Source organism: Microbacterium sp. UCD-TDU (assembly GCF_000340625.1).
Classification (GTDB): Bacteria; Actinomycetota; Actinomycetes; order Actinomycetales; family Microbacteriaceae; genus Microbacterium; species Microbacterium maritypicum.
Genome location: NZ_AOSO01000005.1, coordinates 528,781 through 555,087, shown reverse-complemented (window position 1 = coordinate 555,087; position 26,307 = coordinate 528,781). Strand labels below are relative to the sequence as shown.

General features: G+C 67.9%; 27 protein-coding genes and 1 pseudogene. 6 read left to right on the top strand and 22 right to left on the bottom strand.

What is annotated here, in order from left to right:
• Positions 1-15: 15 nt before the first annotated feature.
• From D514_RS22630 to D514_RS22605, 6 genes are all read right to left on the bottom strand, one after another.
• Positions 16-813, bottom strand: coding sequence for an SseB family protein (locus D514_RS22630; protein WP_017828560.1), 798 nt, complete (start codon positions 811-813; stop codon positions 16-18).
• Positions 797-1,543 (bottom strand): bifunctional 1-(5-phosphoribosyl)-5-((5-phosphoribosylamino)methylideneamino)imidazole-4-carboxamide isomerase/phosphoribosylanthranilate isomerase PriA, encoded by a 747-nt coding sequence (priA, locus tag D514_RS22625; RefSeq protein ID WP_017828559.1) that lies wholly within the window; start codon positions 1,541-1,543, stop codon positions 797-799. The genes D514_RS22630 and priA overlap by 17 nt, the downstream gene beginning before the upstream one ends.
• 103 nt (positions 1,544-1,646) lie before the next feature.
• Complete coding sequence (hisH, locus tag D514_RS22620; protein WP_017828558.1) at positions 1,647-2,282, bottom strand: imidazole glycerol phosphate synthase subunit HisH; 636 nt, start codon at positions 2,280-2,282, stop codon at positions 1,647-1,649.
• A complete protein-coding gene (hisB, locus tag D514_RS22615; protein ID WP_017828557.1) occupies positions 2,279-2,896 on the bottom strand; it encodes an imidazoleglycerol-phosphate dehydratase HisB in 618 nt (205 codons plus the stop codon). The genes hisH and hisB overlap by 4 nt, the downstream gene beginning before the upstream one ends.
• Complete coding sequence (locus D514_RS22610; RefSeq protein WP_017828556.1) at positions 2,893-3,978, bottom strand: histidinol-phosphate transaminase; 1,086 nt, start codon at positions 3,976-3,978, stop codon at positions 2,893-2,895. Before D514_RS22610 ends, hisB begins: the two co-directional genes overlap by 4 nt.
• Before the next feature lie 67 nt (positions 3,979-4,045).
• Positions 4,046-4,414, bottom strand: a complete 369-nt coding sequence (locus tag D514_RS22605) for a LysM peptidoglycan-binding domain-containing protein (protein ID WP_017828555.1) — start codon at positions 4,412-4,414, stop codon at positions 4,046-4,048.
• Positions 4,415-4,703: 289 nt separating this feature from the next.
• On the opposite strand from D514_RS22605, the gene lexA reads away from it, so the two are divergent.
• Together lexA and D514_RS22595 are read left to right on the top strand one after the other, a co-directional pair.
• On the top strand, positions 4,704-5,390 hold the full coding sequence (gene lexA, locus D514_RS22600; protein WP_017828554.1) for a transcriptional repressor LexA: 687 nt from the start codon (positions 4,704-4,706) through the stop codon (positions 5,388-5,390).
• A gap of 128 nt (positions 5,391-5,518) precedes the next feature.
• Positions 5,519-7,399 carry a prolyl oligopeptidase family serine peptidase gene (locus D514_RS22595; protein WP_017828553.1) on the top strand — a complete coding sequence of 627 codons (1,881 nt, stop codon included), beginning with the start codon at positions 5,519-5,521 and terminating at the stop codon, positions 7,397-7,399.
• A gap of 10 nt (positions 7,400-7,409) precedes the next feature.
• On the opposite strand, the gene smpB is transcribed toward D514_RS22595, so the two are convergent.
• From smpB to ftsE, 3 genes are all read right to left on the bottom strand, one after another.
• Complete coding sequence (gene smpB, locus D514_RS22590) at positions 7,410-7,886, bottom strand: SsrA-binding protein SmpB (RefSeq protein WP_017828552.1); 477 nt, start codon at positions 7,884-7,886, stop codon at positions 7,410-7,412.
• Positions 7,887-7,949: 63 nt separating this feature from the next.
• Entirely contained in the window at positions 7,950-8,864 is a 915-nt protein-coding gene (gene ftsX / locus D514_RS22585) for a permease-like cell division protein FtsX (protein WP_017828551.1), read from the bottom strand.
• Positions 8,861-9,952, bottom strand: a complete 1,092-nt coding sequence (gene ftsE, locus D514_RS22580) for a cell division ATP-binding protein FtsE (RefSeq protein WP_017828550.1) — start codon at positions 9,950-9,952, stop codon at positions 8,861-8,863. Before ftsE ends, ftsX begins: the two co-directional genes overlap by 4 nt.
• Positions 9,953-10,135: 183 nt before the next feature.
• Between ftsE and D514_RS39150 the strand changes: the two genes are divergently transcribed.
• Positions 10,136-11,212, top strand: a complete 1,077-nt coding sequence (locus D514_RS39150; protein ID WP_017828549.1) for a DUF2510 domain-containing protein — start codon at positions 10,136-10,138, stop codon at positions 11,210-11,212.
• 198 nt (positions 11,213-11,410) lie between these two features.
• Entirely contained in the window at positions 11,411-12,487 is a 1,077-nt protein-coding gene (locus tag D514_RS38640; RefSeq protein WP_017828548.1) for a DUF2510 domain-containing protein, read from the top strand.
• A gap of 54 nt (positions 12,488-12,541) precedes the next feature.
• Here D514_RS38640 and prfB read toward each other — a convergent pair whose 3' ends face one another.
• The gene (gene prfB / locus D514_RS22570; RefSeq protein WP_017828547.1) at positions 12,542-13,651 is read right to left on the bottom strand and encodes a peptide chain release factor 2; all 1,110 of its coding nucleotides are present in this window, start codon (positions 13,649-13,651) and stop codon (positions 12,542-12,544) included.
• 82 nt (positions 13,652-13,733) lie between these two features.
• Between prfB and D514_RS22565 the strand changes: the two genes are divergently transcribed.
• A complete protein-coding gene (locus D514_RS22565) occupies positions 13,734-15,032 on the top strand; it encodes an MFS transporter (protein ID WP_031205430.1) in 1,299 nt (432 codons plus the stop codon).
• On the top strand, positions 15,029-15,589 hold the full coding sequence (locus D514_RS22560) for an NUDIX hydrolase (protein ID WP_017828545.1): 561 nt from the start codon (positions 15,029-15,031) through the stop codon (positions 15,587-15,589). Before D514_RS22565 ends, D514_RS22560 begins: the two co-directional genes overlap by 4 nt.
• 13 nt (positions 15,590-15,602) lie before the next feature.
• Here the strand turns inward: D514_RS22560 and D514_RS22555 are convergent, their stop codons facing one another.
• The 12 genes and pseudogenes from D514_RS22555 to D514_RS38835 all read right to left on the bottom strand — a co-directional run bounded on the left by D514_RS22555 (position 15,603) and on the right by D514_RS38835 (position 25,897).
• The gene (locus tag D514_RS22555; protein WP_051056535.1) at positions 15,603-16,043 is read right to left on the bottom strand and encodes a pilus assembly protein TadG-related protein; all 441 of its coding nucleotides are present in this window, start codon (positions 16,041-16,043) and stop codon (positions 15,603-15,605) included.
• A complete protein-coding gene (locus D514_RS22550; protein WP_017828543.1) occupies positions 16,040-16,495 on the bottom strand; it encodes a hypothetical protein in 456 nt (151 codons plus the stop codon). Before D514_RS22550 ends, D514_RS22555 begins: the two co-directional genes overlap by 4 nt.
• Complete coding sequence (locus D514_RS22545; RefSeq protein WP_031205427.1) at positions 16,464-16,865, bottom strand: TadE/TadG family type IV pilus assembly protein; 402 nt, start codon at positions 16,863-16,865, stop codon at positions 16,464-16,466. Before D514_RS22545 ends, D514_RS22550 begins: the two co-directional genes overlap by 32 nt.
• Before the next feature lies 1 nt (position 16,866).
• A complete protein-coding gene (locus tag D514_RS22540) occupies positions 16,867-17,079 on the bottom strand; it encodes a hypothetical protein (RefSeq protein ID WP_017828541.1) in 213 nt (70 codons plus the stop codon).
• Between the two features lie 89 nt (positions 17,080-17,168).
• On the bottom strand, positions 17,169-18,791 hold the full coding sequence (locus D514_RS22535) for a recombinase family protein (protein WP_017828540.1): 1,623 nt from the start codon (positions 18,789-18,791) through the stop codon (positions 17,169-17,171).
• Positions 18,792-18,905: 114 nt separating this feature from the next.
• Positions 18,906-19,133 carry a hypothetical protein gene (locus D514_RS22530; RefSeq protein ID WP_236610903.1) on the bottom strand — a complete coding sequence of 76 codons (228 nt, stop codon included), beginning with the start codon at positions 19,131-19,133 and terminating at the stop codon, positions 18,906-18,908.
• Between the two features lie 195 nt (positions 19,134-19,328).
• Complete coding sequence (locus D514_RS39145) at positions 19,329-19,622, bottom strand: hypothetical protein (protein WP_017828538.1); 294 nt, start codon at positions 19,620-19,622, stop codon at positions 19,329-19,331.
• Positions 19,623-19,820: 198 nt separating this feature from the next.
• Positions 19,821-19,988 (bottom strand): annotated as a pseudogene (locus D514_RS39480) (WhiB family transcriptional regulator); the annotation flags it as partial.
• 179 nt (positions 19,989-20,167) lie between these two features.
• Entirely contained in the window at positions 20,168-22,021 is a 1,854-nt protein-coding gene (locus D514_RS37965; RefSeq protein ID WP_017828537.1) for a tape measure protein, read from the bottom strand.
• A gap of 562 nt (positions 22,022-22,583) precedes the next feature.
• Positions 22,584-22,952, bottom strand: a complete 369-nt coding sequence (locus D514_RS22510) for a hypothetical protein (RefSeq protein WP_017828535.1) — start codon at positions 22,950-22,952, stop codon at positions 22,584-22,586.
• 756 nt (positions 22,953-23,708) lie between these two features.
• Positions 23,709-25,748 carry an AAA family ATPase gene (locus tag D514_RS37960; RefSeq protein ID WP_081603834.1) on the bottom strand — a complete coding sequence of 680 codons (2,040 nt, stop codon included), beginning with the start codon at positions 25,746-25,748 and terminating at the stop codon, positions 23,709-23,711.
• Complete coding sequence (locus tag D514_RS38835) at positions 25,748-25,897, bottom strand: hypothetical protein (RefSeq protein ID WP_186004804.1); 150 nt, start codon at positions 25,895-25,897, stop codon at positions 25,748-25,750. The genes D514_RS37960 and D514_RS38835 overlap by 1 nt, the downstream gene beginning before the upstream one ends.
• Between the last annotated feature and the right edge of the window lie 410 nt (positions 25,898-26,307).

Genomic DNA, 26,307 nt, shown 5'->3' with positions numbered 1-26,307 from the left:
TCGTAGCGAAAGCGGTCAGGCGCTGCGGCGGAGCTTGACCGTGAGCGAATCCGCGAGCACGGCGATGCGGTCGTCGGACGCCCAGCGCTGAGCGAGGCGAGAGAGAACGGCGTCGAGCACCTCACGCTCCAGACCGTCGACGAGCTCGAGGACCACGATCAGCTCGGGGCCCCGGAGCCGTGCGTCGGGATCGCCCGAGGCCACCGCCACGTCGATCACGGCCAGTTCGTGCGCCACGCTCTCCTGGAGCGCGGTGAACACCTCGGCGGAGAGGAAACTCGGCTCCCAGCGGTGCTCTTGAGCGATCGCCCACACCGCGGGGCGCCGGATGACAAACTCCGTCTCGGAGGTCGGGTCGAGCACGATCAGGTCGGTGTCCTCCGCGGAGGCCGCCAACGCGGCGCGGACCGCCTCGACCGGAATCGGGCGCGCGGTCGGATCCCAGGCCTGCATGGCCTGGACGGAGGAGAAGACCGGCTGCACGCGGCGTCCGTCGGGAGCCGCCACCGTCACGATGGACAGCTCCTGCGTCTTGTCGACGGTGAGTCCGTTCGGCGCGACGCCCTCGTCGCCCTTCTCCGCGACGAGCGGCACCAGCACCCGCGCGCCTCGGAAGGCGTCGACCACCTCAGCCTGGCTGCCCTCCCCCGCGCGGAAGCGAAGGATCGCGGCCAGGAGAGCGGGGTCTGCGGAGCCGTCGTCCCCCGCGTGCGGATTCGACTCGAAGCTGCGCCCCTCCCAGGGGACGCCGGCGGAATCGCCGTGGTTGTGCGACTCGGGCCCGCAGGCGTGCGCGTCAGTCTCCTGCGACATCCAGTGCCTCAGCCAGCGTGAACGCGCCGGCGTAGAGTGCCTTGCCGACGATCGCTCCCTCGACGCCCAGCGGCACGAGCTCACGAAGCGCGGCGATGTCGTCGAGGCTCGAGATCCCCCCGGACGCGACGACCGGCTTCGGGGTGCGCGAGGTGACCTCACGCAGCAGTTCGAGGTTCGGGCCGCGGAGCGTGCCGTCCTTCGTGACGTCGGTGACGACGTACCGGCTGCAGCCGGCGTCCTCGAGGCGCTCGAGCACCTCCCAGAGGTCGCCGCCCTCCTTGGTCCATCCGCGGGCGGCGAGAGTCGTGCCACGCACATCGAGGCCGACCGCGATCGCCTCGCCGTAACGACCGATCACGTCGGCAGCCCACTCCGGGTTCTCCAGCGCCGCCGTGCCCAGGTTGATCCGGGTAGCGCCGCTCTCCAGAGCCGCCTCCAGCGTCGCGTCGTCGCGGATACCGCCCGAGAGCTCGATGTTCACGCCCTTGAACTGCTTGATGACCTTGCGCAGGATCGGCGCATTGCTGCCGCGGCCGAACGCGGCGTCGAGGTCGACGAGGTGGATCCACTTCGCACCCTGCGCGGCCCACTCCCCCGCTGCATCCAACGGGTCGCCGTAGCTGGTCTCGGTGCCGGCCTCGCCCTGGGTCAGGCGGACGGCCTTGCCCCCGGCGACATCGACCGCGGGAAGGAGCGTGAGCGAGGGGGACTGCGCGAAGTCGTTCATGGGGTCCTTGGATCGGGAAGCTCTTCGGCCCGGTGCGGGCACGAGAACCGAGGGTAGTCCGCCGGACGGCGGGGAACAAAACGGATGACGCCTGCCGGCGTCGTCAGAGGCTCTGGACCCAGTTGCGCAGCAGCTGGATGCCGGCCTCGCCGGACTTCTCCGGGTGGAACTGCGTCGCCGAGAGCGGGCCGTTCTCGACGGCGGCGAGGAACGGATCCCCGTAGGTCGTCCAGGTGAGGACGGGCTCGGGGAACGGCGGGATGACGTCGAGCTCCCAGGACTGCGCGGCGTAGGAGTGCACGAAGTAGAAGCGCTCCTGCTCGATGCCTCGGAACAGCACGCTGTCGGCACCCGGCTCGACCGTGTTCCAGCCCATGTGCGGAAGCACCGGTGCGTTGAGCTGGGTGACGGCCCCCGGCCATTCGCCGAGGCCCTCGGTGTCGTGGCCGCGCTCGACGCCGTGTTCGAACAGCACCTGCATCCCGACGCAGATCCCGAGCACGGGGCGACCGCCGGCCAGACGCCGATCGATGATCTCGTCTCCGCCATGGGCGCGCAGGGCATCACGCACGGCCTGGAACGCTCCGACGCCGGGCACGACGAGACCTTCGGCCTCGAGAGCGGTGGCGCGGTCGCGTGTCAGCACGGCATCCGCCCCCGCTGCCACGAGCGCCTTGACCGCCGAATGGACGTTGCCCGACTCGTAGTCGAAGACCGCGATGCGAGGTGCTGTGCTCACAGCGCACCCTTGGTGGAGGGGACGCCGTCGACGAGAGGGTCCAGCGCCTTGGCCTGACGGAACGCACGGGCGAACGCCTTGAACTCCGCCTCGGCGATGTGATGAGGGTCGCGTCCGCCGAGCACGCGCACGTGCACCGTCAGAGCCGCGTTGAACGTGATGGCCTCGAACGCGTGACGCACGAGCGAACCGGTGAAGTGCCCGCCGATGAGGTGGTGCTCGAACCCCGCAGGCTCACCCGTGTGCACGAGGTAGGGGCGACCGGAGATGTCGACGACGGCCTGAGCGAGCGCCTCGTCGAGCGGAACGAGCGCGTCACCGTAGCGGGAGATGCCGGACTTGTCGCCGAGTGCCTCGAGAATCGCCTGGCCGAGCACGATCGAGACGTCTTCGACGGTGTGGTGCGCGTCGATGTGCGTGTCGCCGGACGCGCGCACGGTCAGATCGGTGAGCGAGTGCTTTGCGAACGCCGTGAGCATGTGGTCGAAGAACGGCACCGACGTGTCGATGCGGCTCGCACCGGTGCCGTCGAGATTCAGCTCGAGCTCGACGGTGGACTCCGACGTGCTGCGCACGCGGCTCGCTGTGCGCAGGGTCAGTGCGGTGGTGCTCATGAAGCCGATCCTATCGAGGCCAGAGCGTCGAGGAACGCGGTGGTCTCCGCCTCGGTTCCAGCACTCACTCTCAGGTGGCCGGGGATGCCGACGTCGCGCACGAGCACGCCGCGGTCGTAGAGCTGCTGCCACGTCGCCTTCGGGTCGGCGACTCCGCCGAACAGCACGAAGTTCGACCACGTCTCGTGCGGCTGATAGCCGAGCGCCTCGAGGGTCGCCGTGATCCTGTCGCGCTGCTCGACGATCTCCTCGACCATCCCGAGCATCACGTCGGCGTTGCGCAGTGCCGCGATGGCCGCTGCCTGGGTGAGGGCGCTCAGGTGATACGGCAGACGCACCAGCCGCAGCGCGTCGATGAATGCCGGATCCGCCGCGAGATAGCCGACGCGAGCGCCCGCGAACGCGAACGCCTTGCTCATCGTGCGCGAGACGGCGAGCCGCGGACGCCCTTCGAGCAGCGTCAATGCGGACACCGCGTCGCGGGGAGCGAACTCCTGGTAGGCCTCGTCGACGATCACGATGCCCCGCGCTGCGTCGTAGACGGCTTCGATGACGTCGAGCCCCAGCGGCGTGCCGGTGGGGTTGTTGGGCGAGCAGAGGATCACCACGTCGGGGTCGGCGGCCCGCACCTGCTCGGCGGCCTCCTCCGGCGTGATCGTGTAGTCGGGCTGCCTGGTGCCGGCGATCCACCGCGCCCCCGTCCCCTGGGCGATCAGCGGGTACATCGAGTACGTGGGCGCGAAGCCGAACGCGGTGCGCCCCGGCCCGCCGAACGCCTGGAGGATGTGCTGGAGCACTTCGTTGGACCCGTTGCCCGCCCAGATCTGTTCGGGGGTGAGCCCGTGGCCCAGATACGCGGCGAACGACTCACGAAGGGTGCTGAACTCCCGGTCGGGGTAGCGGTTGACGTCGCGGATCGCCACGGCGATGTCGTCGAGGATGTCGCTGGCCACCTCATCCGGGATCGGATGCGTGTTCTCGTTCACGTTGAGCGCGATCGGAAGGGGCGCCTGCGGAGCGCCGTACGGCGTCAGTCCGCGAAGATCATCACGTAGCGGGAGATCGTTGAGGGAGAGGGTCACCCTTCCCATGTTAAGCGGCGCCCCAAGTCGGTGACGCAAAGTTGCTGCAGCGACGCCGCGGCGGGGATCAGTTCACGTACTGGGCCGGGATGGCCAGTGTCTGACCGATCTGGAGCTCGCCACCACGCAGCAGGTTCATCCGGCTGATCTCACCGATCACGTCGCGCGGGTCGGCGTCGGGGGCGACGCCGGTCGCGATCGACCAGAGCGTGTCGCCCGGCATGACCGTGACGGTCTCGACGCTGACGGCTGCAGTGTCTGCACCCGAGGCGATCGCACTGCCACCGCTGAGCGCGGCGAACGCGATGCCGACCGCGAGCGGAACAGAGGCGAAGGCCAGCAGCACGGCGCGGCCACGCGTCGTCAGCCGGAGTCGCGTCGAAGGACGGGTCGACGCCGGAATGACTGCTGCGGTGCTGAAGCTGATGCTGCTCATGTGGTGCTCCTTAGCCTGTCCCGGAACCGTGAGGCCACCGGGGAAGTTGGCGTAGCGTTCGCATTCCCGCCTCGGCCGGGAGCCGTGAATGCGAAGCTACGTACCGAAGATATCTTCGAGTTCGAACATCTGTCAAGTATTCTTCGAAACCCCACCGACGATTAGGCCGACACGCTCGAACAGATCTTCCAGATCGGCCCGATTCTCGGATACGGTTTCGATAAGGACACCCCACCACGGGCCTCCGACATTCGAAGAGGGACGTCGGATCACGCACTGAAGGAGCACCATGAGCGAGAACTCTGCCCCCGAGTCGGAGGCACCGCGCACGCGCCGCCGGAAGAGCCTCAGCCCGAAGCAGATGGCGATCCTCGAGGTCATCCAGAACTCGATCGCGCACCACGGCTACCCGCCGAGCATGCGCGAGATCGGCGACGCCGTCGGCCTCAAGTCCCTCTCCAGCGTCACCCACCAGCTGGGGCAGCTCGAGCTCAGCGGCTATCTGCGCCGCGACCCCGGGAAGACGAGAGCCATGGAAGTGCTCATCGATCTGCCTGGCACCAGCACCGAGAGCCCCGCCGACGTGGCGACCCCGGTCGGAGACGCCGCGCTCGTCCCCCTCGTCGGGCGCATCGCAGCCGGCGTGCCGATCACCGCCGACCAGCAGGTCGAGGAGATCTTCCCCCTCCCCCGCCAGCTGGTGGGCAAGGGCGACCTCTTCATGCTCAAGGTCTCCGGCGAGTCGATGATCGATGCCGCCATCTGCGACGGCGACTGGGTCGTCGTCCGCTCCCAGAACAGCGCCGAGAACGGCGAGATCGTGGCGGCGATGCTCGACGGCGAGGCCACCGTCAAGGTGCTGCGTCGCCGCGACGGCCACACCTGGCTGCTCCCCCGCAACTCCGCGTTCGAGCCCATCCTCGGTGATGAGTCCGTGATCCTCGGCAAGATCGTGGCAGTACTGCGCGCCGTCTGAGACGAGACGGCACGATGAAGCCCCTCCCGGGTGCCGGGAGGGGCTTCGTGTCTTCGGGCGACGGGTCAAGACCGCGATGCTCCCGTCCTGACGCACGGGCGTCCACCTTCGACGCCTAGGCTCGAATCATGTCGTCGTCCCCCTACGGTTCCTGGACCTCCCCCTTCTCCGCGGCCTCCGTCGCGGCCTCCTCTCCGCGCATCGACGGAGCCCGCTTCGTCGGTGCGGAGATCTGGTGGGGTGAGTCGGTACCTGCCGAGAAGGGACGCGTTACGGTGCGGAGCTCCTCCGGCTCCGAGATCCTCCCCACCCCCTGGAGCGCGCGGTCTCGCGTGCACGAGTACGGCGGAGGCGCCTGGACGGCGGATGAGCACGGCACGCTGTTCTTCGTCGACGCAGGAGACCAGCGGGTGCACCGTCTGAGCGTCGGAGCCGACCCCGTCGCCCTCACCGCCCCCGGTCCCTCGCACGGAGGCCTGCGCGTGCAGAACGGCCGCCTGCTGGCCGTGCGCGAAGACCTCTCGACCACGCCGCACCTCCGCTCGATCATCGAGATCCCGCTCGATGGATCCGCCGCCGAAGACCCGTCCGCGATCAGGGTGATCGCGGAGGGAGACGGCTTCTTCGCCCACCCTGCCCTCTCTCCCGACGGGACCCGCGCGGCATGGGTCGGCTGGGAGCGGGGACGGATGCCGTGGGAGGACGCGCACGTGCAGGTCGCAGAGGTCGCCGGCGGCACGCCGCACACGATCCCCTCGCGGGCGGCTCTGCAGCCCGAGTGGCTCAGCGACGCGGAACTGATCTTCGCCGACGATCCCGACGGTCGCTGGGCTCTGCAGCGCATCACACTCGACGGGGTGACTCCCACCGGGCCGGCGCGACCGTTCGCGCCTGCTGGCGCTCCTGTCGATGCCGACACCGGCTACGGGCTCTGGGTGCTCGGCAACCGCTGGTACCAGCCGCTCGACGACGGCCGCATCGTCGCCGTCCGCACGAACGGCCGCGACGAGGTCGTCGTGATCGATGCCGACGGCGGCGTGAGCGTGATCGACTTCCCCGGTGACGGTCACGTGAGCATCGATGCCGTCGACGGCACCAAGGCGCTCCTCTCGGGCAACGGCTCTCGGGCGACGGCGGGCCTGTGGTGCGTCGACGTCGAATCCGGCGAGGTCATCGCCGTACGCGGCGGCGAGCCGGTCGATCCGCAGTGGATGCCCGCGTCCATCCCGATCGAGATCGAGGGTCCCCGCGGCGCGGTGCACGCATTCGCCTATCCTCCGGCCAACCCCGATACGTCGGCGCCCGACGCTGAGCGCGCACCCTACGTCGTGCTGGTGCACGGCGGACCGACGGCGCACGTCACCGGCGCGGCGTCAGCGGCGATCGCCTTCTACACGAGCCGCGGCATCGGCGTGCTCGACGTGAACTACGGCGGATCCACCGGCTACGGCCGCGCCTACCGCGAGCGACTCGACGGCCAGTGGGGCGTGGTCGACGTCGACGACGTGATCGCGGCCGCCCGCGGACTCGCCGACGCCGGACTCGCCGACCCTGCCCGCATCGCGATCCGCGGCGGTTCGGCAGGCGGCTGGACCGTGCTGTCGGCGCTGGTCCGCGGTGGCGCCTTCGCCGCCGGGATCAGCCGCTACGGCGTGGCCGACCTGCGCATGCTGGTGGCGGAGACGCATGACTTCGAGGCGTCGTACATCGACGGCCTGGTCGGACCGCTCCCCGAGTACGAGCATCTGTACATCGAGCGTTCCCCGCTCACCCACACCGAGCGCATCGATGTGCCCGTGCTGCTCCTGCAGGGTGGCGAGGACCGCGTGGTTCCGCCGTCGCAGTCAGAAGCGATCCGCGACGCGCTCGCGACCCGCGGCATCGACCACGAATACGTGCTGTACCCCGCCGAGGGGCACGGCTTCCGCAGCGCGGAGACGATCGTCGACGCCCTCGAGCGGGAGCTGAGGTTCCTCGGCCGCGTGTTCGGGTTCGAACCGCGCCTGTGAGGGGCGGGGGCTACTCCCCTACGCGGTTGCGCAGCCGCATGGCGCGGTCGGCCTCGCGGGTGTCCTGACGCTCGCGCAGGGTCTGGCGCTTGTCGTATTCCCGCTTGCCCTTCGCCAGAGCGATCTCGACCTTGGCGCGACCGTCCGAGAAGTAGAGCTTCAACGGGATCAGGGTGTATCCGCCTGCTGACACCGCGTGCGCGATCTTGGCGATCTCCTCGCGGTGCAGCAGGAGTTTGCGGATGCGCTTGGCCGAGTGGTTGGTCCAGTGCCCCTGCGAGTACTCGGGGATGTGCACGGAGTCGAGGAAGACCTCGTTCCCCTTGACGAACGCGTAGCCGTCGCTGAGGTTGGCGCGTCCCTGACGCAGTGACTTGACCTCGGTGCCGGTGAGCACCATCCCCGCTTCGTACGACTTCTCGATCGTGTAGTCGTGACGTGCGCGACGATTGGTCGCGATGACCTTCTCTCCGCGTTCCCTGGGCATGATGCTCTCCTGTTGCCGTGATGAGCTCGATCGATCGATCCGACCGAGCAGCCTTTCAGGCTATCAGGTACGCAGCCAGCGTCGGATCGCGAAACCGGCCGACAGCGCGGCGAGGATGACGCCGATGCCGATCAGCACGGGAACCACGAGCGCGGCATCCTGCATCGTCACCCATGTCGTGATGAACGGGACCCGGCCCCGAAGGTAGCCGTTGACGCCGAAGTGCACGCCGGCCACGACCGCGGCGCTGGCCAGGGCCGAGCCGAGGAAGGCGGCGAACACGCCTTCGAGGACGAACGGCGTCTGGATGAAGCGGTTGGACGCTCCGACCAGGCGCATGATGCCGATCTCCTTGCGTCGGGCATACGCCGACAGCCGGATGGTGGTTCCGATCAGGAGGGTGGCTGCGATGAGCATGAGGACAGCGATTCCCACCGCGATGTATGTCGCGACGGTCAACGCGGAGAACAACGGCTCGAGGTATTGGAGCTGATCCTTGACCTGCTCCACACCGGCCTGTCCGCTGAACGCCTCGGCGAGCACCTGCGACTGGCCCGGGTCCTTCATGGTGACGAAGAACACCTCGAAGGCCTGGTCGGGCGTGAGCACGCTCGCCTGGTCGGCGCCGAGCTGATCGACGAGCTTGGCGTAGGTCTCTTCCTTGGTGTCGAACGTCATCGAGCTGATGAGCGGCTTGAGCGCATCACCCTCGAGCTGTGCACGGACGGCGGCGACCTGCTCCTCGCTCGCGGCGCCGTCGAGACAGGTCTCGGATTCCGAGACCGCGGAGCACATGTAGACCGCGACCTGGGCGCGCTCGGCCCAGTAGCCGCGCATGACGCCGATCTGGCCCTGCATCAGGATCGCCGCACCCACGAACGTCAGGGAGACGAAGGTGACGAGCACGACGGAGATCACCATCGAGATGTTCCGCCGGAGCCCACCGAGGGCTTCGGTCAGGATGAGTCCGATTCTCATGAGGTCGGGCCCACTTCCTCGTCGTCTTCATCCGAGAGGCCGAGGCGATCGGCGACTCCGAGCTCAGCGACGTCGACCGTCGGCAGCGTGATGGGGTGTGTTCGCGGGCGGATGACCGCCGGAGGTTCGACAGCGGCGGGAGGCTCCACGACGTTCGCGGCAGAATCGGCCTGCGAACGTGCGGGCTCCGGGGGCTCGACCGTGCGCGGGGCCGGGGGAACCACGGTCTCCCCGTCACGGTCGACCGCGGCCGCGGCCTTGCGCTGCGTGCTGAGCTCCTCCGTCAGGGCGGCACGCACCATGGAGAGGTCTGCGGTCTGACGCTGCACTTCCTGCACAGCGGTGAGCGCGGCCGCTGCCGCGGCCCCACGCACCTCCTCCGGGACGAGGCGCGGGATGTTGGAGGTGTCGCCGTACCCGCCGTGCACCTCATCGCGAACCATCTCGCCGTCGCGCAGCTCGATCACGCGGCGCTGCATCTGGTCGACGAATCCGGCTTCGTGGGTGGCCATCAGCACGGTGGTGCCGCCCGCGTTGATGCGGGCCAGCAGCTGCATGATGTCGACCGAGGTGGCGGGGTCGAGGTTTCCGGTCGGCTCGTCGGCGAGCAGCACCTGAGGACGATTGACCAGAGCGCGCGCGATCGCGACACGCTGCTGCTCGCCACCGGAGAGCTCGTGCGGCATCCGCTTCTGCTTGCCGTCGAGACCCACGAGCGCCAGGGCCTCCGGAACAGCCTGCTGGATGAAGCCACGCGACGAACCCGTCACCTGAAGCGTGAAGGCGACGTTCTGATACACGGTCTTCGACGGCAGCAGTCGGAAGTCCTGGAAGACCGATCCGATGTGGCGGCGGAAGTACGGCACCTTGCGGTTGGCGAGCGCCCGCAGATCCCTGCCGAGCACAGCGACCCGCCCCGTCGTCGGGACGTCTTCGCGCAGGATCAGGCGCAGACAGGAGGATTTGCCGGAGCCCGAGGCGCCGACCAGGAAGACGAACTCCCCGCGCTGCACTTCGAAGTCGACACCGGAGAGGGCGGGCTTCGACGTCCCGCGGTAGCGTTTCGTGACGTTCTCGAACCGAATCATGGCGCTACGAGCCTAAGCGCGGGCTCTCCCCTGGCCGCGAGCGACACCCCGCACGACGCTTCCGTCCTCCGACCGGATGGGGATTGCTCCCCATCCACGAGCCACTGCCACGTCGCCTGCCACTGCTATACATGAAGATGTCGGCTGCAGGAAGTGGCCGCCGAATTCTTTCAAGGGGGACCCATGACTACGCCCGCAGGATGGTACGACGACGGATCCGGTCGACAGCGCTGGTGGGACGGCCAGCAGTGGACCGAGCACTTCGCCCCGGAGACCACCGATGCCTCGGCCGTCTCCGAGGAGCAGGTCGTCTCCGAGGAGCAGGTCGTCGTCGAGGAGCAGGTCGCGGAGACCTCATCGATCGATGACACCGTCGTCCACCCGTCCGAGGAGACGCAGATCTCCCCCGAGTCGCCGGATCCGTCGCAGACGGCTTCCGCGGGTCTCACCGCTCAGGATGTGAATGATGCTTCCGGGGCGACGGCGGCGACGACCCCGCTCAGCGACGACCTCGGTGCATACTCCGCGCCGGCGGCTCCCGTCTACCCGGTCGGCGCAGCCGCGCCGTCGTCGGATTCCTACCCGGGCGCCGCACCTGCCTACCCCGGCACCACGACGGGTTACCCCGCCGCCGGGTACGGGCAGCCCGGCCCCGAGGAGCCGAAGAAGGTGTCGGTCCTCGGACTCGTCGGACTCGGCCTCGCGGCGCTCGGCACGATCCTGGTCTTCATCCCGGTGATCGGCTTCATCGGCTTCTTCCTGCTCGCCGCCGGGTTCATCGTCTCCCTCGTCTCGGTCTTCCTCAAGGGCAAGAAGTGGCCGGGCATCACGGGACTCATCCTCGCGGTCGTCGGGACGATCATCGGCATCGTGATGTCGTTCGTCTACCTCTTCGCCTTCGCGCAGGGAGTGAGCGACGAGATCGACAGGATGCCCACCTCTTCTCCGTCGATCGAGGCGACCGCCCCGAGCGAGACTGAAGGAACCGACGGCACCGAGGGGACCGACACCGGCGTACGCCCGACCGCTCCCGAAGTGGCTCAGGGACTCACGGCGATCCTCGCTTCCACCGGAGCCGAGGGATACACCGAGCCTCAGATCTCCTGCCTCGCGGACCTGTTCGTCGCCTCCGACCTCGACAACGCGACGCTGCGCACGATCGCCGAGAGCGATGGCGCCCTGACCGACACCGATGCCCTCTACGGCTTCGCCGAGGTGCTCGGAGACACGGACGCCGTCGCCGCGTGCTTCACGCCCTGAGCACTGCAGAGTGACGTCGAAGGCCTCAGGAGCACCGTGCTCCTGAGGCCTTCTTCGCGCGGTCGTCCTCTCATTCGACACAGGGCGCCCCGCGCCGCTACCGTCGTCATGACGGCCACACCGCTGAGGACCGGCCGGCGTAGCGAGAATGACCTCACCACGCATTCGCCGACCGAGAAAGACACACGGGGAAGCCTGATGACAACACCTGCCGGCTGGTACGACGACGGCTCCGGGAACCGACGGTGGTGGGACGGTCTGCAGTGGACCGAGCATGTCGTCACGGAGAGGCCGGCGCCTGGCGGCGAGTCGACAGCGCAGGAGACGACGGCTGCCGAACCGACAGCGGCTGAACCGACAGCGACGCCCGAGGCCCCTGTGACGGCCACACCCGTCACCCCGCCCGCGGATGTCGAACCGGCACCCTTCGTCCCGCCGTACACGCTCGCGGGCCAGATGCCCGCGCCCGCTGCGACCGCGTCCCCTGCCGGTATGACGTATCCGGCATACGGCGGATATCCGGCGGCGTCGTGGCCGGTCGCACCGTCTCCGCAGCCCGCGACCGGAGTGCCGGTGGTGGGCATCATCGGACTTGTCGCCGTGGTCATCGGCGTCGTCTGCGCCTGCTTCCCGGTGATCGCGATCGCCGGTTGGGCACTGCTCGCCGTGGGCTTCGTGATGTCGCTGATCTCGCTCTTCCTGCGCGGACGGAAGTGGCCTGGCATCACCGGAGTGGTCGTCGCCGTCGTCGGCGCGGTCCTGGCCGCCGCGGTGTCTTTCCTCGTGCTGGCGACGTCCTCGATCGCGGAGAACGGCGACAGTCCGTTCGCCGCTCCCGGCGATCGCCCGTCATCCGAGGGCGATTCCTCCACCGGACGCGAGGATCCCTCCGCCATCGAGGGTGCGGAGATGGTCCCCTTCGAGGAGCTCGAGGTCGGCGACTGCCTCCCGCTGGTCGAATACACCGACGACGACGTGATCTTCGATCTTCCCGTCGTGCCGTGCGAGCAGCCCCACACCGACGAGATCTACCTCATCTTCGACGTCGAAGACGGCGAGTTCCCCGGGGACGACGCCCTGGGCGTCACGGCGTCGGACGGCTGCCTCGCGGCGTTCGAGTCGTACGTCGGCGTCTCCTACGACGTCTCCGAGCTCGATTACTACTACTACCAGCCGACGAAGTCATCCTGGAACCACGCGTCGGATCGCACCGTGCAGTGCATCCTCTTCAGCTACGAGGAAGTGACCGGAACCCTCAAGGGCGCGAACTACTGACCGACCACGCACACGAAGAAGGCCCTGGATTTCTCCGGGGCCTTCTTCGTGGACTCAGTCCTCGATCTTGCGCTTGCGCCAGCGGATGCCCGCCGAGATGAAGTCGTCGAGGTCGCCGTCGAACACGGCCGCCGGGTTGCCGGACTCCTGTCCGGTGCGGAGGTCTTTGACCAGCTGCTGGCCGTAGAGGAAGTACGAGCGCATCTGGTCGCCCCAGCTCGCGGTGATGTTGCCCGCGAGCTCCTTCTTCTTCGCCGCTTCCTGCTCCTTCTGCAGGAGCAGGAGTCGCGTCTGCAGCACGCGCATCGCGGCGGCGCGGTTCTGGATCTGCGACTTCTCGTTCTGCATCGACACGACGATGCCGGTCGGGAGGTGGGTGAGGCGCACGGCCGAGTCGGTCGTGTTGACCGACTGCCCACCGGGGCCGGAAGAGCGGAAGACGTCGACGCGGATGTCGTTCTCCGGGATGTCGACCTCGGTCGCCTCTTCCATCAGCGGGATGACCTCGACGGCGGCGAATGACGTCTGGCGCTTGTCCGCGGAGCCGAACGGGCTGATGCGGGCGAGGCGGTGGGTTCCGGCCTCGACCGAGATGGTTCCGAAGGCGTAGGGCGCATCGATCTCGAAGGTGGCGGACTTGATGCCCGCACCCTCCGCGTAGGACGTGTCCATGACCTTGACGGGGTACTTGTGACGCTCTGCCCAGCGCAGGTACATGCGCATCAGCATCTCAGCGAAGTCGGTGGCGTCGTCGCCGCCGGCGCCGGAGCGGATCGTGATGATCGCGGCGCGCTCGTCGTACTCGCCATCGAGGAGCGTCTGCACCTCGAGCTGGTTGATGAGGTCGGTGAGAGCGGCGAGCTCGGCGCGGGCTTCCTGCGCGGAGTCCTCATCGCCCATCTCGTTGGCGAGCCCGATCAGGACCTCGAGGTCATCGAGACGCTGAGCGATGCCGGTGATGCGGGCGAGCTCGGACTGGCGGTGGCTGAGTGCGCTGGTCACCTTCTGCGCGTTCTCGGTGTCGTCCCAGAGGTCGGGGGCACCGGCCTCCTCGCTGAGACGCGCGATGTCGTCGCGGAGACGGGAGACATCGACGACCTCGCTGATGTCGCCGAAGGTGTGCCTGAGCGCCTGGATTTCGGCGGAGAGATCTAGTTCGAGCATGACACCTCAGCCTAACGTGCCGCCTGCCCGCGCGGGGACCCCGTCGTCGGAGACCTTTCTGCAACGGGAGTAGCGTGAAGCCGTGAGCAGTGCATCGACGGTCCTTCGACAGTTCGGGCCCATGGTGTATCTGCCGACGATCCTCTTCGCCCTCGGCGAAGGAGCCGTGATCCCGCTCATCCCGGTGCTCGCCGCCTCCATGGGCGCCGACGTGGCGTTCGCCGCCCTCGTGGCCTCCGCCCTCGTCATCGGTCAGTTGTGCGGCAATCTTCCTGCCGGCTGGGCCGTGGGCAAGATCGGCGAGAGGTACACGATGGTCATCGCCGGCGTGATCGCCATCGTGGCCGGACTCGGAATGGTGTTCGCGCCCTCGCTCGGCGTGCTGGCGGCCTCGGTCTTCCTCCTCGGGATCTGCGCGGCGGCCTTCGGTCTCGCCCGGCACGCGTTCATGACCACCCGCGTGCCGGTCGCCTTCCGTGCGCGTTCGCTCTCGCTGCTCGGCGGCAGCTTCCGCCTCGGCATCTTCATCGGCCCCTTCGTAGCCGCAGGGCTCCTGCAGCTGTTCGGCAGCGAGAGTGCGGCGATCTGGTTCTTCCTGGGGTGCCTGGTGGTCATGGTCGTGCTGGTGCTCTTCGGCCCCGACCCCGAGAAGATGATCCCGCCGGTCCCGTCGACCACTCACGAGCGCTATCTGGAGGACTCCGGCGAGGCGGTGAGCGGGTCGATCCCGACGATCGAGCGCCTGGGCATCTTCCAGACCATGTGGCGTCAGCGTGCGGTGCTCGGCCGGCTCGGACTCGCCGCCGCGTCGCTCTCGGCGGTCCGCTCGGCGCGACAGGTGGTGCTGCCGCTGTGGGGACTGTCGCTGGGATTGGATGCCTCGACCATCGCCCTTGTGGTCGGCGTCTCCGGCGCCATCGACTTCGCGCTCTTCTATGCCAGCGGCCAGGTGATGGACCGCTTCGGCAGACTGTGGGCGGCGATGCCGGCGATGGTTCTCATGGGCGCCGGGTTCCTCGCCCTGTCGCTCACGCACGACGTGGATGCGGCGGTTCTGTGGTTCGGCATGTTCGCCGCCGTCCTCGGTGTCGGCAACGGCCTCTCGAGCGGCATCCTGCTGACCCTGGGCGCCGACGTCGCCCCGAAGCGGGAACCGGCGGCGTTCCTCGGATCCTGGCGCACGCTCACCGACGCGGGCGGGGCGATCGCTCCGCTGCTCGTCTCGGCGATCACGGCTGTCGCCGCCCTGCCGTTCGCGGCGGCCGCGATGGGCGTGGTCGGCCTCGTCGGCGCTCTGGGGTTCCTGCGGTGGATCCCGCAGTTCGTGCCGCGGGAGCGCCCGGAATCCGGCGACGACTCCTCCGAGGGGGAACAGGAATGACCCAGGCCCTGGAGGCGGATGCCCACCGACTGGTCTCGACCTTCGTGCCCCGATCGGGACGAGACCGTGCAGCGCAGGCCGACTTCGCGTCGTTCTTCGCGGCAGAGGGTGGCCCGGTGCATCGGGAGGCAGGACCCGATCACCTCACCGCGTCGTGCGTGGTGTTCGATGCGTCCCTGCAGCACACGCTGCTCGTCTTCCATCGCAAGGGGCAGTTCTGGGTGCAGCCGGGAGGCCACGTCGAGCACGGCGATGATTCGGTCGTGGCGGGAGCGCTGCGTGAACTGCGCGAGGAGACGGGCATCGTGGTCGAGCCGACGCCCGCCCCTCTCGCCTACGACCTCGACCACCATGGGCTCTCCTCGCGTTTCGGCGCCTGTGCCTCGCACCTCGACATCGGCATCGCGGTCGTCGTCGACGGTGAGTCCGCGCTGACCGTGAGCGAGGAGTCGGAGGACGTGCGCTGGTGGCCGGTCGACGCCCTGCCCGCCGAGGTGCCGCCGCAACTCGTTCCCCGGCTCGACGGACTGCTCACGCAGCTGCGCGACCCTCGCTGAGCCGAGAATCCCGTCATCGCAGGGCCGTGCGGCTGGTGGCGGTCGACTCCAGCGGCACACCTCCGGGCACGAACAGGGACACCAGCGGCGGATGCCATTCCGCGGCGACGGTCACCCGGGCGGTGACGCCGTCGGGCGTGCCCGCGGCGGTGATCGACGCCTCGCCCGGCAGCGCGCTCATGAGAGCGTCGGCCTGTTCCTCGACGCCGGCATCGGTCAGCTCGGCCCGCACGCTGTCGTCGTACACCGCCAGGGTGAAACCGTCCGCTCCGGCGAGCGCGGCGGAGTCGGCGAGTGCGTCCAACCGCTTCTGGGCGATGTAGAGATCGGTGGCGCAGACGCACACGAAGAGCACGGCCAGAGCGAGCAGTACGTAGCCGAGAGTGAGCAGCAGCACGCTCCCCTCGTCTTGGTCGCCGACCCCGCCATACGCTGTTCGGGCCTGCTCCCTCATCCCGTCCCCCACAGCCGCGACACCTTCTGCACCGCTTCGGCCTGCACAGGGACGGCCGTCGAACGATCGAGTCCGAGCACCTCCGGCACCAGCGGCAGCCGTACCCGCGTGGTGACGGTGACGACGATCATCGTGCCGGCCGACGGGCACTCCGCGGCGGACGGTGCGCAGGAGAGCGACACGTCGACAGTGTCCTCATCGAGGCCGTACTCGTCCACGATCCCTGCGAGAACTGCGTCGCTGCGGTCCGCCGCAGTCGCAGCGTCTGGCGCTCGTGCGATCACGCGGGCGATGTGCCGTGCTGCCGCTTCCGCCCCGAAGGTCTGCTCCTGGATCGCACCGAGCGCGATGACAAGGTAGATCAGCGGCACCAGGAGGATCACCCCCACCGCGATGAACTCCAGGGCGGCCGATCCCTCGTCATTCTTCCCCGAAAGTCTCGGCGGGTGCATGAGCCTCCACCTCCATCGCCAGGGGAAGGCCGATCAGTCCGAGCAGCGGAAACGTCGTGCGGACCCGGACGTCGACCGTCTCGTATGGCGGGGCGCCGGAGACGCCGATTCGGATGTCCTCGGCGTAGTCCGCCCCGACCGCGCGGGAGATGACGTCTCTGGTGCGTTCTATGCCCTCCTCCGGGGTCGTATCGGCGAGAGCCGCGTGGTAGGCGCCTTCGACGGCGGCGTCGTGCACCACGTTGCGCACGTACACTGCGAACGCGAGCTGCAGCACAGCGAGCGTGAGAGCGGTGAGGAGCGTTCCGACCAGTACGAACTCCACCGGGCTGGAGCCGCGATCATCCGCGCAACCACTCCGGTCGTCCATGTCAGAGCCCCGAGACCCTCTGGATCGCCTGCTCGAACAGCGAGGTCAGAGCGGGACCGGCGACGGCCCAGATCAGCACCACCAATCCCGCGGTCATCAACGTGACGAGCACCCATCCGGGAACGTCACCCGCTTCGTCGTCGATGAAGGCGCGGAACCGAGTCGTGACGTCATACCAGGGGCGTCGCCGGTGCTCCTGTGTTCGTGCGGTCATGGTGGTCCTTTCGTCGGGCGGTCAGCCGATGCCGAGCCGGAGGATGAAGAGTCCCGGATACACGGCGAAGAGCACCGAGAGCGGAAGGATCAGGAAGACGAGCGGGAGGAGCGTGCCGCTTCGGCTGGCTTGCGTTCTGCGGCGTCGGCGGGCAGGAACATCGACGGGTCGAGCACCCCATGAATGGTGATCGCGCGGGGCCGTCCCTGCACGATGTCCGACACGATCACCCGCACGTCCAGCAGCTCCACAACCTCACGTCGCATCGCCGCCGACGCATCCTCCAGACGGCCACGGGCACGCTCCGCGAGCGCGGCCACATCCGTAATCCGCTGCGCCTGTTCGCCCCGCACGGAGCGCATGGCGGCGAGCCCCTCCAGGCGCTCCCGGACGTCCGCAAGCTCGCCGCGAAGACGCTCCATCGTCTGCCGGTGCTCCTCGGGATCATCCGCCATGAGGTACAGGTCCTTCGCACGGCCCATCGCCCGCTCCAAGGTCGCCTCCTGCTTGCGCAGGGCCGCGATCATCGGAGCCTCTTCGTTCAGGTCGGCGGTGTCGTCCAGTTCGAGCCACTGCCGCGCGAGCCGTTCCAGGCGCTCGGGGTCGGCCAGCATCGCCGCGATTTCCGCCCATACGGGCTCGTCGATCGCTGGTCCCTTGATCTGCGGGCACGAGCAGCGCGGCTGTTCCTTCGACCTGTACCGCCGCCCCGAGCAGACGTAGTACGGGTTCGGGCGGGATTTTGTGGTCACGCCGTCGTAGTGCTTGTCCATGTCGCACGGCCCGAGCAAGCGGCCTGTTAGCATCTGCCGCTGCGGCGCGGAAGGCGTGACCGACGCCTTCCGATTGACCGCCCTCTGGAGTGCCAGCCACTCCGGCCGGGTGAACACCGGGTCACCGAGCGGCACCTTCACGGTGTCGCCATACTTCGGCGTCCCGTCGCGGTTCATCTTCGTGACCTTGCGATGCGGCCGGTAGTTGCCGGTGGTTGCCGATCCCCACTCGGTCTCCCCCGTCCACAGTGACGGATTCGTAGCCGTCTGCCGCACGGTCTGGTACTGCCACTGTGCCGCCTGGCGCGGGTGCATTCCCATCAGGTTGAGCCGCTCGGCGACTTCGGCGGTGGACAGCCGGTCCTTGACGAACAGGCGGTGCATCGCGCGGAGGACCTCGCGTTCGCGATCATCCGGCACCGGGCGGGCGTCTCGCTTGAGCCCTTCGAGCCGCCACCCAAATGGGGGCTTCGACCCCGCCCATCCCCCGGCGCGTCCTTTGGCCCGCTGACCGGCGGCAGTACGGGCGACGATGGTATCGCGCTCCATCTCGGCGAACCCGGCCATGACGGTGCGCATCATCTTGCCCTGCGGGGTGCTCATGTCGATCTGCTCCTTGACCAACACAAGGTCGACGCCCATCTCGGCAAAGCGGTCGGTCTCCCGGATCGCGTCACCGGCCTTGCGTGCGAACCGGTCGAGCTTCGAGACCACGATCGCGTCGATCTTGCCGTCGCGGGCGTCCTGGAGCATCTTCCGCCACTGAGGGCGATTCGCATCAGTCCCCGACAGACCCTCATCGACGTAGGCACCGACGAGTTCCCAGCCCCGGACCTTGATCGCGGCTTCGCAGATCTCCCTCTGCTCCGGGAGTGAGGTGTTGTCGATCTGGAGATCGGTGCTGACTCGGGCGTAGTAGGCGGCGCGCTTAGTGGTCATGCGAAGCTCCGCCCCTGAGCACACGCCTTACATTCGTCGCTGTCGGGAGCAAATGCGGAGGGTGCCTTGGCTCGTCGGCAGGAGGTGCAGACCTTCGGGTCAAACACTGTTACTTCACTCATGGCGGAGTCCTTCGAGGTCGTTCGCGTCGTGCGTGATGGCGAGTGCCTGGGCGAGCGAGACCTCGTCATCCAGGGTGAGGTCGGGGTCGTGCATTGCCGCCGCCCGGGAGAGGTGTATCCGAAGTTCCCGGAGGTTCCGAACGGTCTGGCCGGGGTCGGCCGGTCCCTGAGAGACCATCGTCGCCACGATGAACTCGTCCAGGGTGAGGCGCTCAGGCATCGCCACGGCGAGCCCCCTTTCGGCTGTCGCGTCGCCGTTCGGCTTCACATTCCTTGCACTTGGATCGAAGCCACGGACGATCGGCGCGCACCCTGCCGAACGCATCCAACGGGAGCTGGCGCTGACATCGCCGACAGAACTTGGTCTCCTGCATGGGCGAGTCGGTGCCGTTCCACCGGCCGTGCTCTTCGGGGGTCACTTCGCCGCCGCCTTCGTGTCGGCCTCACTCTGCTTCGCGGCGAGTCGCTCGGCCGCGCGGGTGAACTTGGCGCGGAGGCGCTCGGACGGAAGGTGCTTTGCCTCGGCGGCGACGAGTGCCTTGGTGACCTTGCGTCCGTCTGCGTGCTCGTTGATAAGCCCCTGGAGGAGCACGCTCACGTGGCGGGCATCATGCCCCGGGCGGTACATGGCCTTGCGGCCGACCGGCTCGTGGCAGGTACCGCAGGCGCAGGTGTTGACGGGGATTTCGGTGGCGATGGCTTTCTCCATGGTGGGCGTTCCAATCTGTCTTCTGATCTGGGCTTTATCTACCCCACCTTCCATCAAAATGTACGCATATGCGTCCGCACAATCCCCCTGCGCCGCCTCAGCTTTTCGAGCAGCTCGAAGCGCGCGCCTCCGCTCCCTAGCACGCTGCTTTGCCTCGGCGCTCGGCCGGTAGCGTCGATTCCGCGCGCGTTCCAGCTCGGGCGCGAAACCGCCCCACACTCCGGCAGGCTCTCCCGCCGCGATCGCGTAGGCGCGGCACTGGAACACGAGCGGGCAGTCCCAGCACCGATCCGCCGCGCGTTCCTGGTCCGCCGGATCGTCCGATGTCCAAGCTGCGGACTCAGAACCGGCGCACGGCACCTCCATGCCACCCTCGACAGCTGCGTGCACTTGCTCAATCAGCCGTGAGTACATGTCCCCGGGCTCCGGCGGGGTCTCCCGTGAACTCGCGGATGCAGCGACGACGTGGAGCAGGGGGCGGGCGTCCGAGGTCACGGAAGCGCCAGCCGCAAGTGGGGCGGACATCCCTGCTGTAACACCACCCATCAGTAGCCTGCCACCCGAGGCGAGCCCATCGCGTCGAAGAACGCTTCCTGCGCGTCGAACGACGAATGCGGAGCGGCCTGGTAGATCAGAGTCCGACTGCCACCGTCCGCACCCGCATCACTAGAGGTCGGGGCGGGGACATCGATTGGCGGGACCGTCGTCATGCGCCGGAACTCCGCATCGATCGGATCCTGCATCTTGTCCAGGCCCTCGATCAGCCCCTCACCGATGAACACGCCGAACTCGCGGAACACCCGCGACGGGCTGGCGATACCGAACAGGCCCGCCACCGTGTCGATGATCCCGCCGAAGGTGTCGTTGAACCACGACTCCACCGACTTCCAGATCGACTTGAGGCCCTTCCAGAGACCGTTGATGATGTCGCGGCCGATGTTGTACAGCCACTCGCCCGCACCCGACAGCAGCGCGTTGATCGAGCCCGGGATGCCCTGGAAGAACGACACGATGTTGTTCCAGACATCGGAGATGATCTGACCGACGCGTGACCAGGTGGAGTTCCACGCGCCGACGAAGGCGTTGACCACCGACATGATCCACGACACGTAGCCATTCCAGATCGCGGTGATGGTGTTGACGAAGCCCTGCCAGACGGACGAGATGAACGCGCCGACAGCAGACCAGATGCCATTCCACCAGGACACGATGCCGTTGACGATGCCCATCAGCCAGCCGATGAAGCCATTCCACACGTTCGAGATCCACGTGGTGAAGCCGACCCACACCTCGCCGATCCAGGACGCGAAGCCCGACCAGACCGAGTTCCACCACGACACGAACCCGTCGATCACGTCACCGATCCAGGTCATGAAGCCGCCCCAGATCTCGGAAATCCAGGCGACGGCCGTGTCCCAGTTCATGATGAGCCAGACGATCGCCGCCACGAGGAGCCCGATGCCCAGCACGATCCAGGTGATCGGGTTCGCCAGCAGTGCGACGGTCCATGCGGCAGTCGCGACAACTGCGGCCCAGATTGCTGGGGCGAGGGCGGCGAGGATGACGGCCCCGAGCCCGGCGACGATGGGGATGAACACGTTGGAGTTGGCGATCAGGTCAGCCAGGAAGTTGGTGACATCGTTGATCGGCCCCTTGACCACATCGAGGGCGGCGACGAGCTTCCCCTGGATGGTCGCGGCGAGGTTGCCCGCTGCACCCTCGAAGGTCTCGGTGGACTTCGCAGCTTCGACGGCGATGGGCTCGGTGCCCAGCTGGGTGATCGCGGCGTTGAACTCGTCCGCCGTGATCTCGCCCTTCTCCATCGCCTCCCGGAAGTTGCCGGTGTACGCCCCGGCCTGGAGCAGCGCGTCCATCAGCTTTCCCGAGGCTCCGGGAATGGCATCCGTGAGCTGGTTCCAGTTCTCGGTGGTGAGCTTGCCCTGCCCCGCTGTCTGGGTCAGGACGGAGCCCACACGCCCGAAGGTCTCAGAGCTTCCGCCAGCGGCGGCGTTCAGGTTGCCGAGGCTCATCGCGAGGGTGTCGTAGTCCTTGACGCCGTTCGCGGCCAGGGTCGCGGTGATCGACTGGATATCGCCGAGCGAGTAGGTCGTGGTGTCGGCGTATGCCTGGGTGCTCTTCGTGAGCGCGTCGATCTTGGCGGTGCTGAGACCACCGAACTCCAGGGTCTGCTTGAACTTGTCGGTGGCGTCGGATGCCGCCATGGCGTCGCCGACGAAATCCGCGAGCATCTGCCCGGCCTGAGAGATCGCGTCGGCCGCGACGTTGCCGAAGGCCGACCCGATAGCCGCGCCACGGGTGGACCAGCTCTCGGTCTTCTTGTCGAAGTCGCCGTCGTCGACCTTGATCTTCGCGACCAGTGTTCCGATGTCCAGAGCCACGGGGTCACCTCCATTCGTTCCGTCTGTGTGGATCGCGGGCGATCCAACCCGCCCTGATTTCGCCGCACAATTCACCACGTCGTAAGGCGCCGGGATTTACCCGGAGTCACGCTTCGCAGTCGTGCGGACGTGCGACCGGGAAACCGGGGCGGTAGGGACGCCCCGGCACCCGGTCAGTCGCCCCGCTCCTCATGCCATGCGGCGAGCGCGGGCACTAGGTTCCGGTCATGCGCCGGGCACTCGTCCCGGTGAACTGCCACCACACGGGATGAGTCGACGCCGCCGCCGTAGTCGGTCGTGGGACCGAAGATCCGCTCTCGGGCCTCGGGGTCTGAGCACTCGTCCCACCACAACAGGCGACCGTCACACGGGCAGGTGCCCTCGACCGCCTGTATGCGACGGCGGACCAGCCCCTCCCGCACCAGCGGCGGGGCATCGTCCGGGACAGTCCGCACGACCAGGCGGTCTGTGTCCGGTCGCCCGTGCGGGTGTACCCACTCCTCGCCCGGCCCGAGGAGCGGGGCGTCAGGCCCCACCTCCACAGGCTCGAACGGATCGACGCTCACAGCACGCCGTCCAGGTCATCCGAAGTGATGCCAGCCTGCCGGAATGCGTCCTCGCGGACCCAGGCATCGATCACTGCGCGGCGACTCTCGTCCAGGTGGAACTGCGATCCTTCGAAGACCACTGGCCCGCCCTGTCCACCGACGCGGCCGAGGTCGTGGAGCACTGACTCCGCCGCGCGCGCTTCCACACGCTCGGTCGAGTAGCCCTGCTCGATCAGCCGATCCCGCCGGAACCCGACGATCTCCTGGAAGTAGAGCGGGCCGAGCCGAAGCCATGCCGCGATCTCAGGTGCTCGCTTCGCGTCGGCAGTGTCCTTTGCAAGCTGCTCGGCGTAGCGTGCGTCGTTGTTGTCGTTCGTGTTCATTTCAGGTACCTCCTAATGGCGTTGGTGGTGGGTGAGGCCCGGCGACTGACGCGGACGTCCGGGCGGGACGCTGACAGCCGCCGGGGGTCTATGTGGCTACGGGGTGACGAGCCAGGCACCGAGCGCCGCGCCGACAATCGGGGCGGCGACCAGCAGCGCCGCGAGCCCAACCCACGCCACCCACTCGGGCATCGGCTTCTTCATCGCGCCACCTCCTCGGTTTCGAGCCGGGACGGTCGTTCCGGCTGCGTCTTGCGCCCGTACTTGCGGCCCGTGGATTCATCACGCCACCGGGCGGAGTCCGATGGGCGCGGCTTCCATGCACGCTCGGCCCTGCGGTGATGCGTCTTGCAGAGCCCGAGCAGCTGGGCATCTCGGCGGCACCCGACGACCCAACACCCACGAGCCGCAGGAGCTGGCCCCCACCCCGCCACCTCCTCGACGTGAGCGGAAAGCCAATCCGGCAGACCGGCGGGAATCAGAGAGTTGTTGGTGTTCATGAGAGCGCCTCCATCGCGCGCGAAAGGTTGGGAAGAGATGAGAAGGTTGTCGTTCTTGGCTTGTGCTGCTGGGTTCCCCGGGCTGTGGTTCCCCTGGGTTCCCCGCTCCCCCGCCCCTCTAAAGGGGGCGGGGGAACTGGCTGGGGGAACCGGTGGGGAAGCTCGGGGAAACTCGGGGAAACCGCGTCGTGACGCGGCTCGCCGGCTTGGGGAAACTCGGGGGAACCGGGTGCGGGGAAACTCGGGGAAACCGGCATCAGAACTCCTCCTCCCCGATACCCGCCAGGGGTGCCGTCGTCGCCGCGCTGGGGTGTCCCGCCGGGTACCAGAGCGAGGCGTTGTTCGGCCCCTTCTTCCACCCGATGCGGCCAGCGGCTCGCATCGCTCGGAGGGCGTCGTTTTCGGCTCCCTTCTGGAAGCTGTTGCCCCGCTCCTTGAGCCCCACCGTGATCGCGCCGGAGTTGATACCGGGCTTCGCGGTCACAAGCAGGAGGATCTCGGGTTCGAGGTCGCTCCGTTTCTGCGCCTGCTTGACCTCGCGCCGCGAGCCCTCTCCGGTCAGCGACAGGCGATAGGTCGAGGGGTCGAACGCCAGCTGCATCTCCTCCACGTCCACGTCACGACCCTTCGCCTCGATGTAGGTGGACTTGTCGCCCTTCTCCCTGTCGCCGGGCTTGAGCCAGATGATCGAATCGGGGTGGTCTTCCGTAGCTGATGCACCACGCGAGCGATCGGCGTTCCAGCCCGCGTGGACGTTGAGCACCACATCGGTAGCCCCGACCTCCGAGCGCGCGAACGTGTCCAGGTCCGACAGAAACCGCTGCATCTGCGTGTTGTCGTTGGCGTTGTCGCCGTAGAAGGCCCGTGACAGCGGGTCCACGAACAGGAACTCCACCTCGCGCTCTCGCAGATACTCCGCGAGGTCGGCGCGATCCTGCGGGTGCAGCAGCGGGTTCCGGCGACCGCGAAGCGTCACGATGTCGAACCGATCAGGATCGACCCCGACGAGGTTGGCCCAGTGAGCGACCTGCTTAGCTGCCACCTCGAAGTTGAGCAGCGCGATACGCCCTTCGACCGGCTCGACCGGGAACCGCCCGAGGAAGTCGCGCCCCGTAAGCAGCGAGTCCGCGAGGTTCAGGTTGAACGTGGTCTTGCCGGTCTTGCGCGCGGCCACCACCGTGGTGAACCCCTCGGAGAGCACCAAACCATCGACACGGAACCGGGTGGTATCGGGACGCGCGAGGATCTCCGCGAGCGACCCCGCGTCGAACGGCTCAGCCGGTTCGAGTTCCGCGAGCGCACGGGTGAACTGCGCCTTGGCCTCGTGTTCGACTAGTTTCGCCTCGACTCGCTCAGCGATCCGCTGCTCGCGTTCGTCGGCCGGGATCGGCTTGGCCTGCTCGCTCCCCCAGATCGAGTCCATGACGGTCTCGATGTCCTCGTAGCTCGAATCGACCATGGCGGCGGCAAGCCGGACGTGCAGCACGTAGAGATCCCGCTTGTCGCGGTACTGGTGTGCGTAGTGACCGGCCACCTTGGTCAGCCAGTCGTTGGTCTGTCCCTCTCGACGCGCGGGAGGGTTGGAGAGGAGCTCGACGATGCTGGGACCACCAAGACGCACTCCACCCCCCGGGAGGTCGTGGGAGGCCGCAGGAGAGGCCTCACCAGGGAGATTTGCGCCGTAGGCGGACCAGATCACGCGCACGTCGTCATCGGTCAGTGCATGCTCCGGCACCGTGTCGTCGGCGACCGCATAAGGCTTGCCGGTCTCCGGGTGAGTGGAGGGCGGCAGGACGATGTAGGAGCCAGCCCCAGCGCGGATATCCACCCCAGTCCCGAGGACGTGGGTCCCCGATTTGATCCGCTGCGCGAAGCCATCTCCGACGAGGTACACCACGTGGACGTTGCCATTGCCTCGGCCGCTGAGGTGCTCACGTGTCACCGGGAATACGTCGCGCCGTTCGGCTCCGTGGTGGATGTCGAAGTCGAACACCACGCGCCCGAGGGTCGCACCGCCGATGTTGGCATTCGGTCGTCCCGCGAACATCCGGCGGATCTTCTCTGGGTCCCGGCTAGCGTCGTGCGCTCCGTGGCCGAGCTTGCCACACTGGCCGGTGCACTCCGCCCTCTCTTTTGAACCCTTCAGGTGTGGGCTCGCAATCGCGGGCATCTTCTCGTTGGGGCGGAGCGGGAAGACCGCCCATCCTCGCTCTGCCCATTCGAGTGCTGTGGTGACAACCTCAGGCTCGTCAGGGCCTCCGAGCAGCTGTACGGCTTCTGGATCGAGCCTGACCATCAGACGCCTGCCATTCGGGTGATGAGTACCACCAAACCGATGTCGAAGGCGAATGTAGCCCCCAGAACGGTGAGCCACACTGCGGTGTCGGCGTCCGGCTTGCCCGGAAGGTAGCGGCGCAGGTTGCGGGGCAGATGGATGGTACTCACGCCGCCTGCACCCCCTCGGGTGCGTCTGCGACGGGGGCGAACAGCAAGACCAGCAGCCTTGTCATGTCCTCGACGGGAAGCGGTCGAGCTTCCCAGTGTGTGGTTGAAGTTGCCACGTTGGCGCTCCCAACTTGACTGGGAGTGCCGCCTAAGACGACGAAGACGCACTCCCGTATCCGTTGAGGGGAAGCGCCGGATGAACCGGGCCGGTCTCGAATGAGACCTTCCACCCTCGGTGGGATACGGTGTGCGTCAGTAGGATTTGCTCACCGCCACGGCTTACGCCGTCAGTAATCGATTGCTCGTTTACCGCGTAGGGACAGGAACCAGAGCCCCTACGGAAGTCGTCTTGTGGAGTTGTTGTTCAGCACCTCGCGATGCCGAACGCCCCGGATTTTACCAGGCCGTAC

What these genes read in the sequence shown, in the direction of transcription:
- D514_RS22630 (WP_017828560.1), bottom strand. Translation starts at nt 813, where the DNA reads ATGTCGCAGGAGACTGACGCGCACGCCTGCGGGCCCGAGTCGCACAAC.
- priA (WP_017828559.1), bottom strand. Translation starts at nt 1,543, where the DNA reads ATGAACGACTTCGCGCAGTCCCCCTCGCTCACGCTCCTTCCCGCGGTC.
- hisB (WP_017828557.1), bottom strand. Translation starts at nt 2,896, where the DNA reads ATGAGCACCACCGCACTGACCCTGCGCACAGCGAGCCGCGTGCGCAGC.
- D514_RS22605 (WP_017828555.1), bottom strand. Translation starts at nt 4,414, where the DNA reads ATGAGCAGCATCAGCTTCAGCACCGCAGCAGTCATTCCGGCGTCGACC.
- lexA (WP_017828554.1), top strand. Translation starts at nt 4,704, where the DNA reads ATGAGCGAGAACTCTGCCCCCGAGTCGGAGGCACCGCGCACGCGCCGC.
- D514_RS22595 (WP_017828553.1), top strand. Translation starts at nt 5,519, where the DNA reads ATGTCGTCGTCCCCCTACGGTTCCTGGACCTCCCCCTTCTCCGCGGCC.
- smpB (WP_017828552.1), bottom strand. Translation starts at nt 7,886, where the DNA reads ATGCCCAGGGAACGCGGAGAGAAGGTCATCGCGACCAATCGTCGCGCA.
- ftsX (WP_017828551.1), bottom strand. Translation starts at nt 8,864, where the DNA reads ATGAGAATCGGACTCATCCTGACCGAAGCCCTCGGTGGGCTCCGGCGG.
- ftsE (WP_017828550.1), bottom strand. Translation starts at nt 9,952, where the DNA reads ATGATTCGGTTCGAGAACGTCACGAAACGCTACCGCGGGACGTCGAAG.
- D514_RS39150 (WP_017828549.1), top strand. Translation starts at nt 10,136, where the DNA reads ATGACTACGCCCGCAGGATGGTACGACGACGGATCCGGTCGACAGCGC.
- D514_RS38640 (WP_017828548.1), top strand. Translation starts at nt 11,411, where the DNA reads ATGACAACACCTGCCGGCTGGTACGACGACGGCTCCGGGAACCGACGG.
- prfB (WP_017828547.1), bottom strand. Translation starts at nt 13,651, where the DNA reads ATGCTCGAACTAGATCTCTCCGCCGAAATCCAGGCGCTCAGGCACACC.
- D514_RS22560 (WP_017828545.1), top strand. Translation starts at nt 15,029, where the DNA reads ATGACCCAGGCCCTGGAGGCGGATGCCCACCGACTGGTCTCGACCTTC.
- D514_RS22555 (WP_051056535.1), bottom strand. Translation starts at nt 16,043, where the DNA reads ATGAGGGAGCAGGCCCGAACAGCGTATGGCGGGGTCGGCGACCAAGAC.
- D514_RS22550 (WP_017828543.1), bottom strand. Translation starts at nt 16,495, where the DNA reads ATGCACCCGCCGAGACTTTCGGGGAAGAATGACGAGGGATCGGCCGCC.
- D514_RS22545 (WP_031205427.1), bottom strand. Translation starts at nt 16,865, where the DNA reads ATGGACGACCGGAGTGGTTGCGCGGATGATCGCGGCTCCAGCCCGGTG.
- D514_RS22540 (WP_017828541.1), bottom strand. Translation starts at nt 17,079, where the DNA reads ATGACCGCACGAACACAGGAGCACCGGCGACGCCCCTGGTATGACGTC.
- D514_RS22535 (WP_017828540.1), bottom strand. Translation starts at nt 18,791, where the DNA reads ATGACCACTAAGCGCGCCGCCTACTACGCCCGAGTCAGCACCGATCTC.
- D514_RS22530 (WP_236610903.1), bottom strand. Translation starts at nt 19,133, where the DNA reads ATGCCTGAGCGCCTCACCCTGGACGAGTTCATCGTGGCGACGATGGTC.
- D514_RS39145 (WP_017828538.1), bottom strand. Translation starts at nt 19,622, where the DNA reads ATGGAGAAAGCCATCGCCACCGAAATCCCCGTCAACACCTGCGCCTGC.
- D514_RS22510 (WP_017828535.1), bottom strand. Translation starts at nt 22,952, where the DNA reads ATGAACACGAACGACAACAACGACGCACGCTACGCCGAGCAGCTTGCA.
- D514_RS37960 (WP_081603834.1), bottom strand. Translation starts at nt 25,748, where the DNA reads ATGGTCAGGCTCGATCCAGAAGCCGTACAGCTGCTCGGAGGCCCTGAC.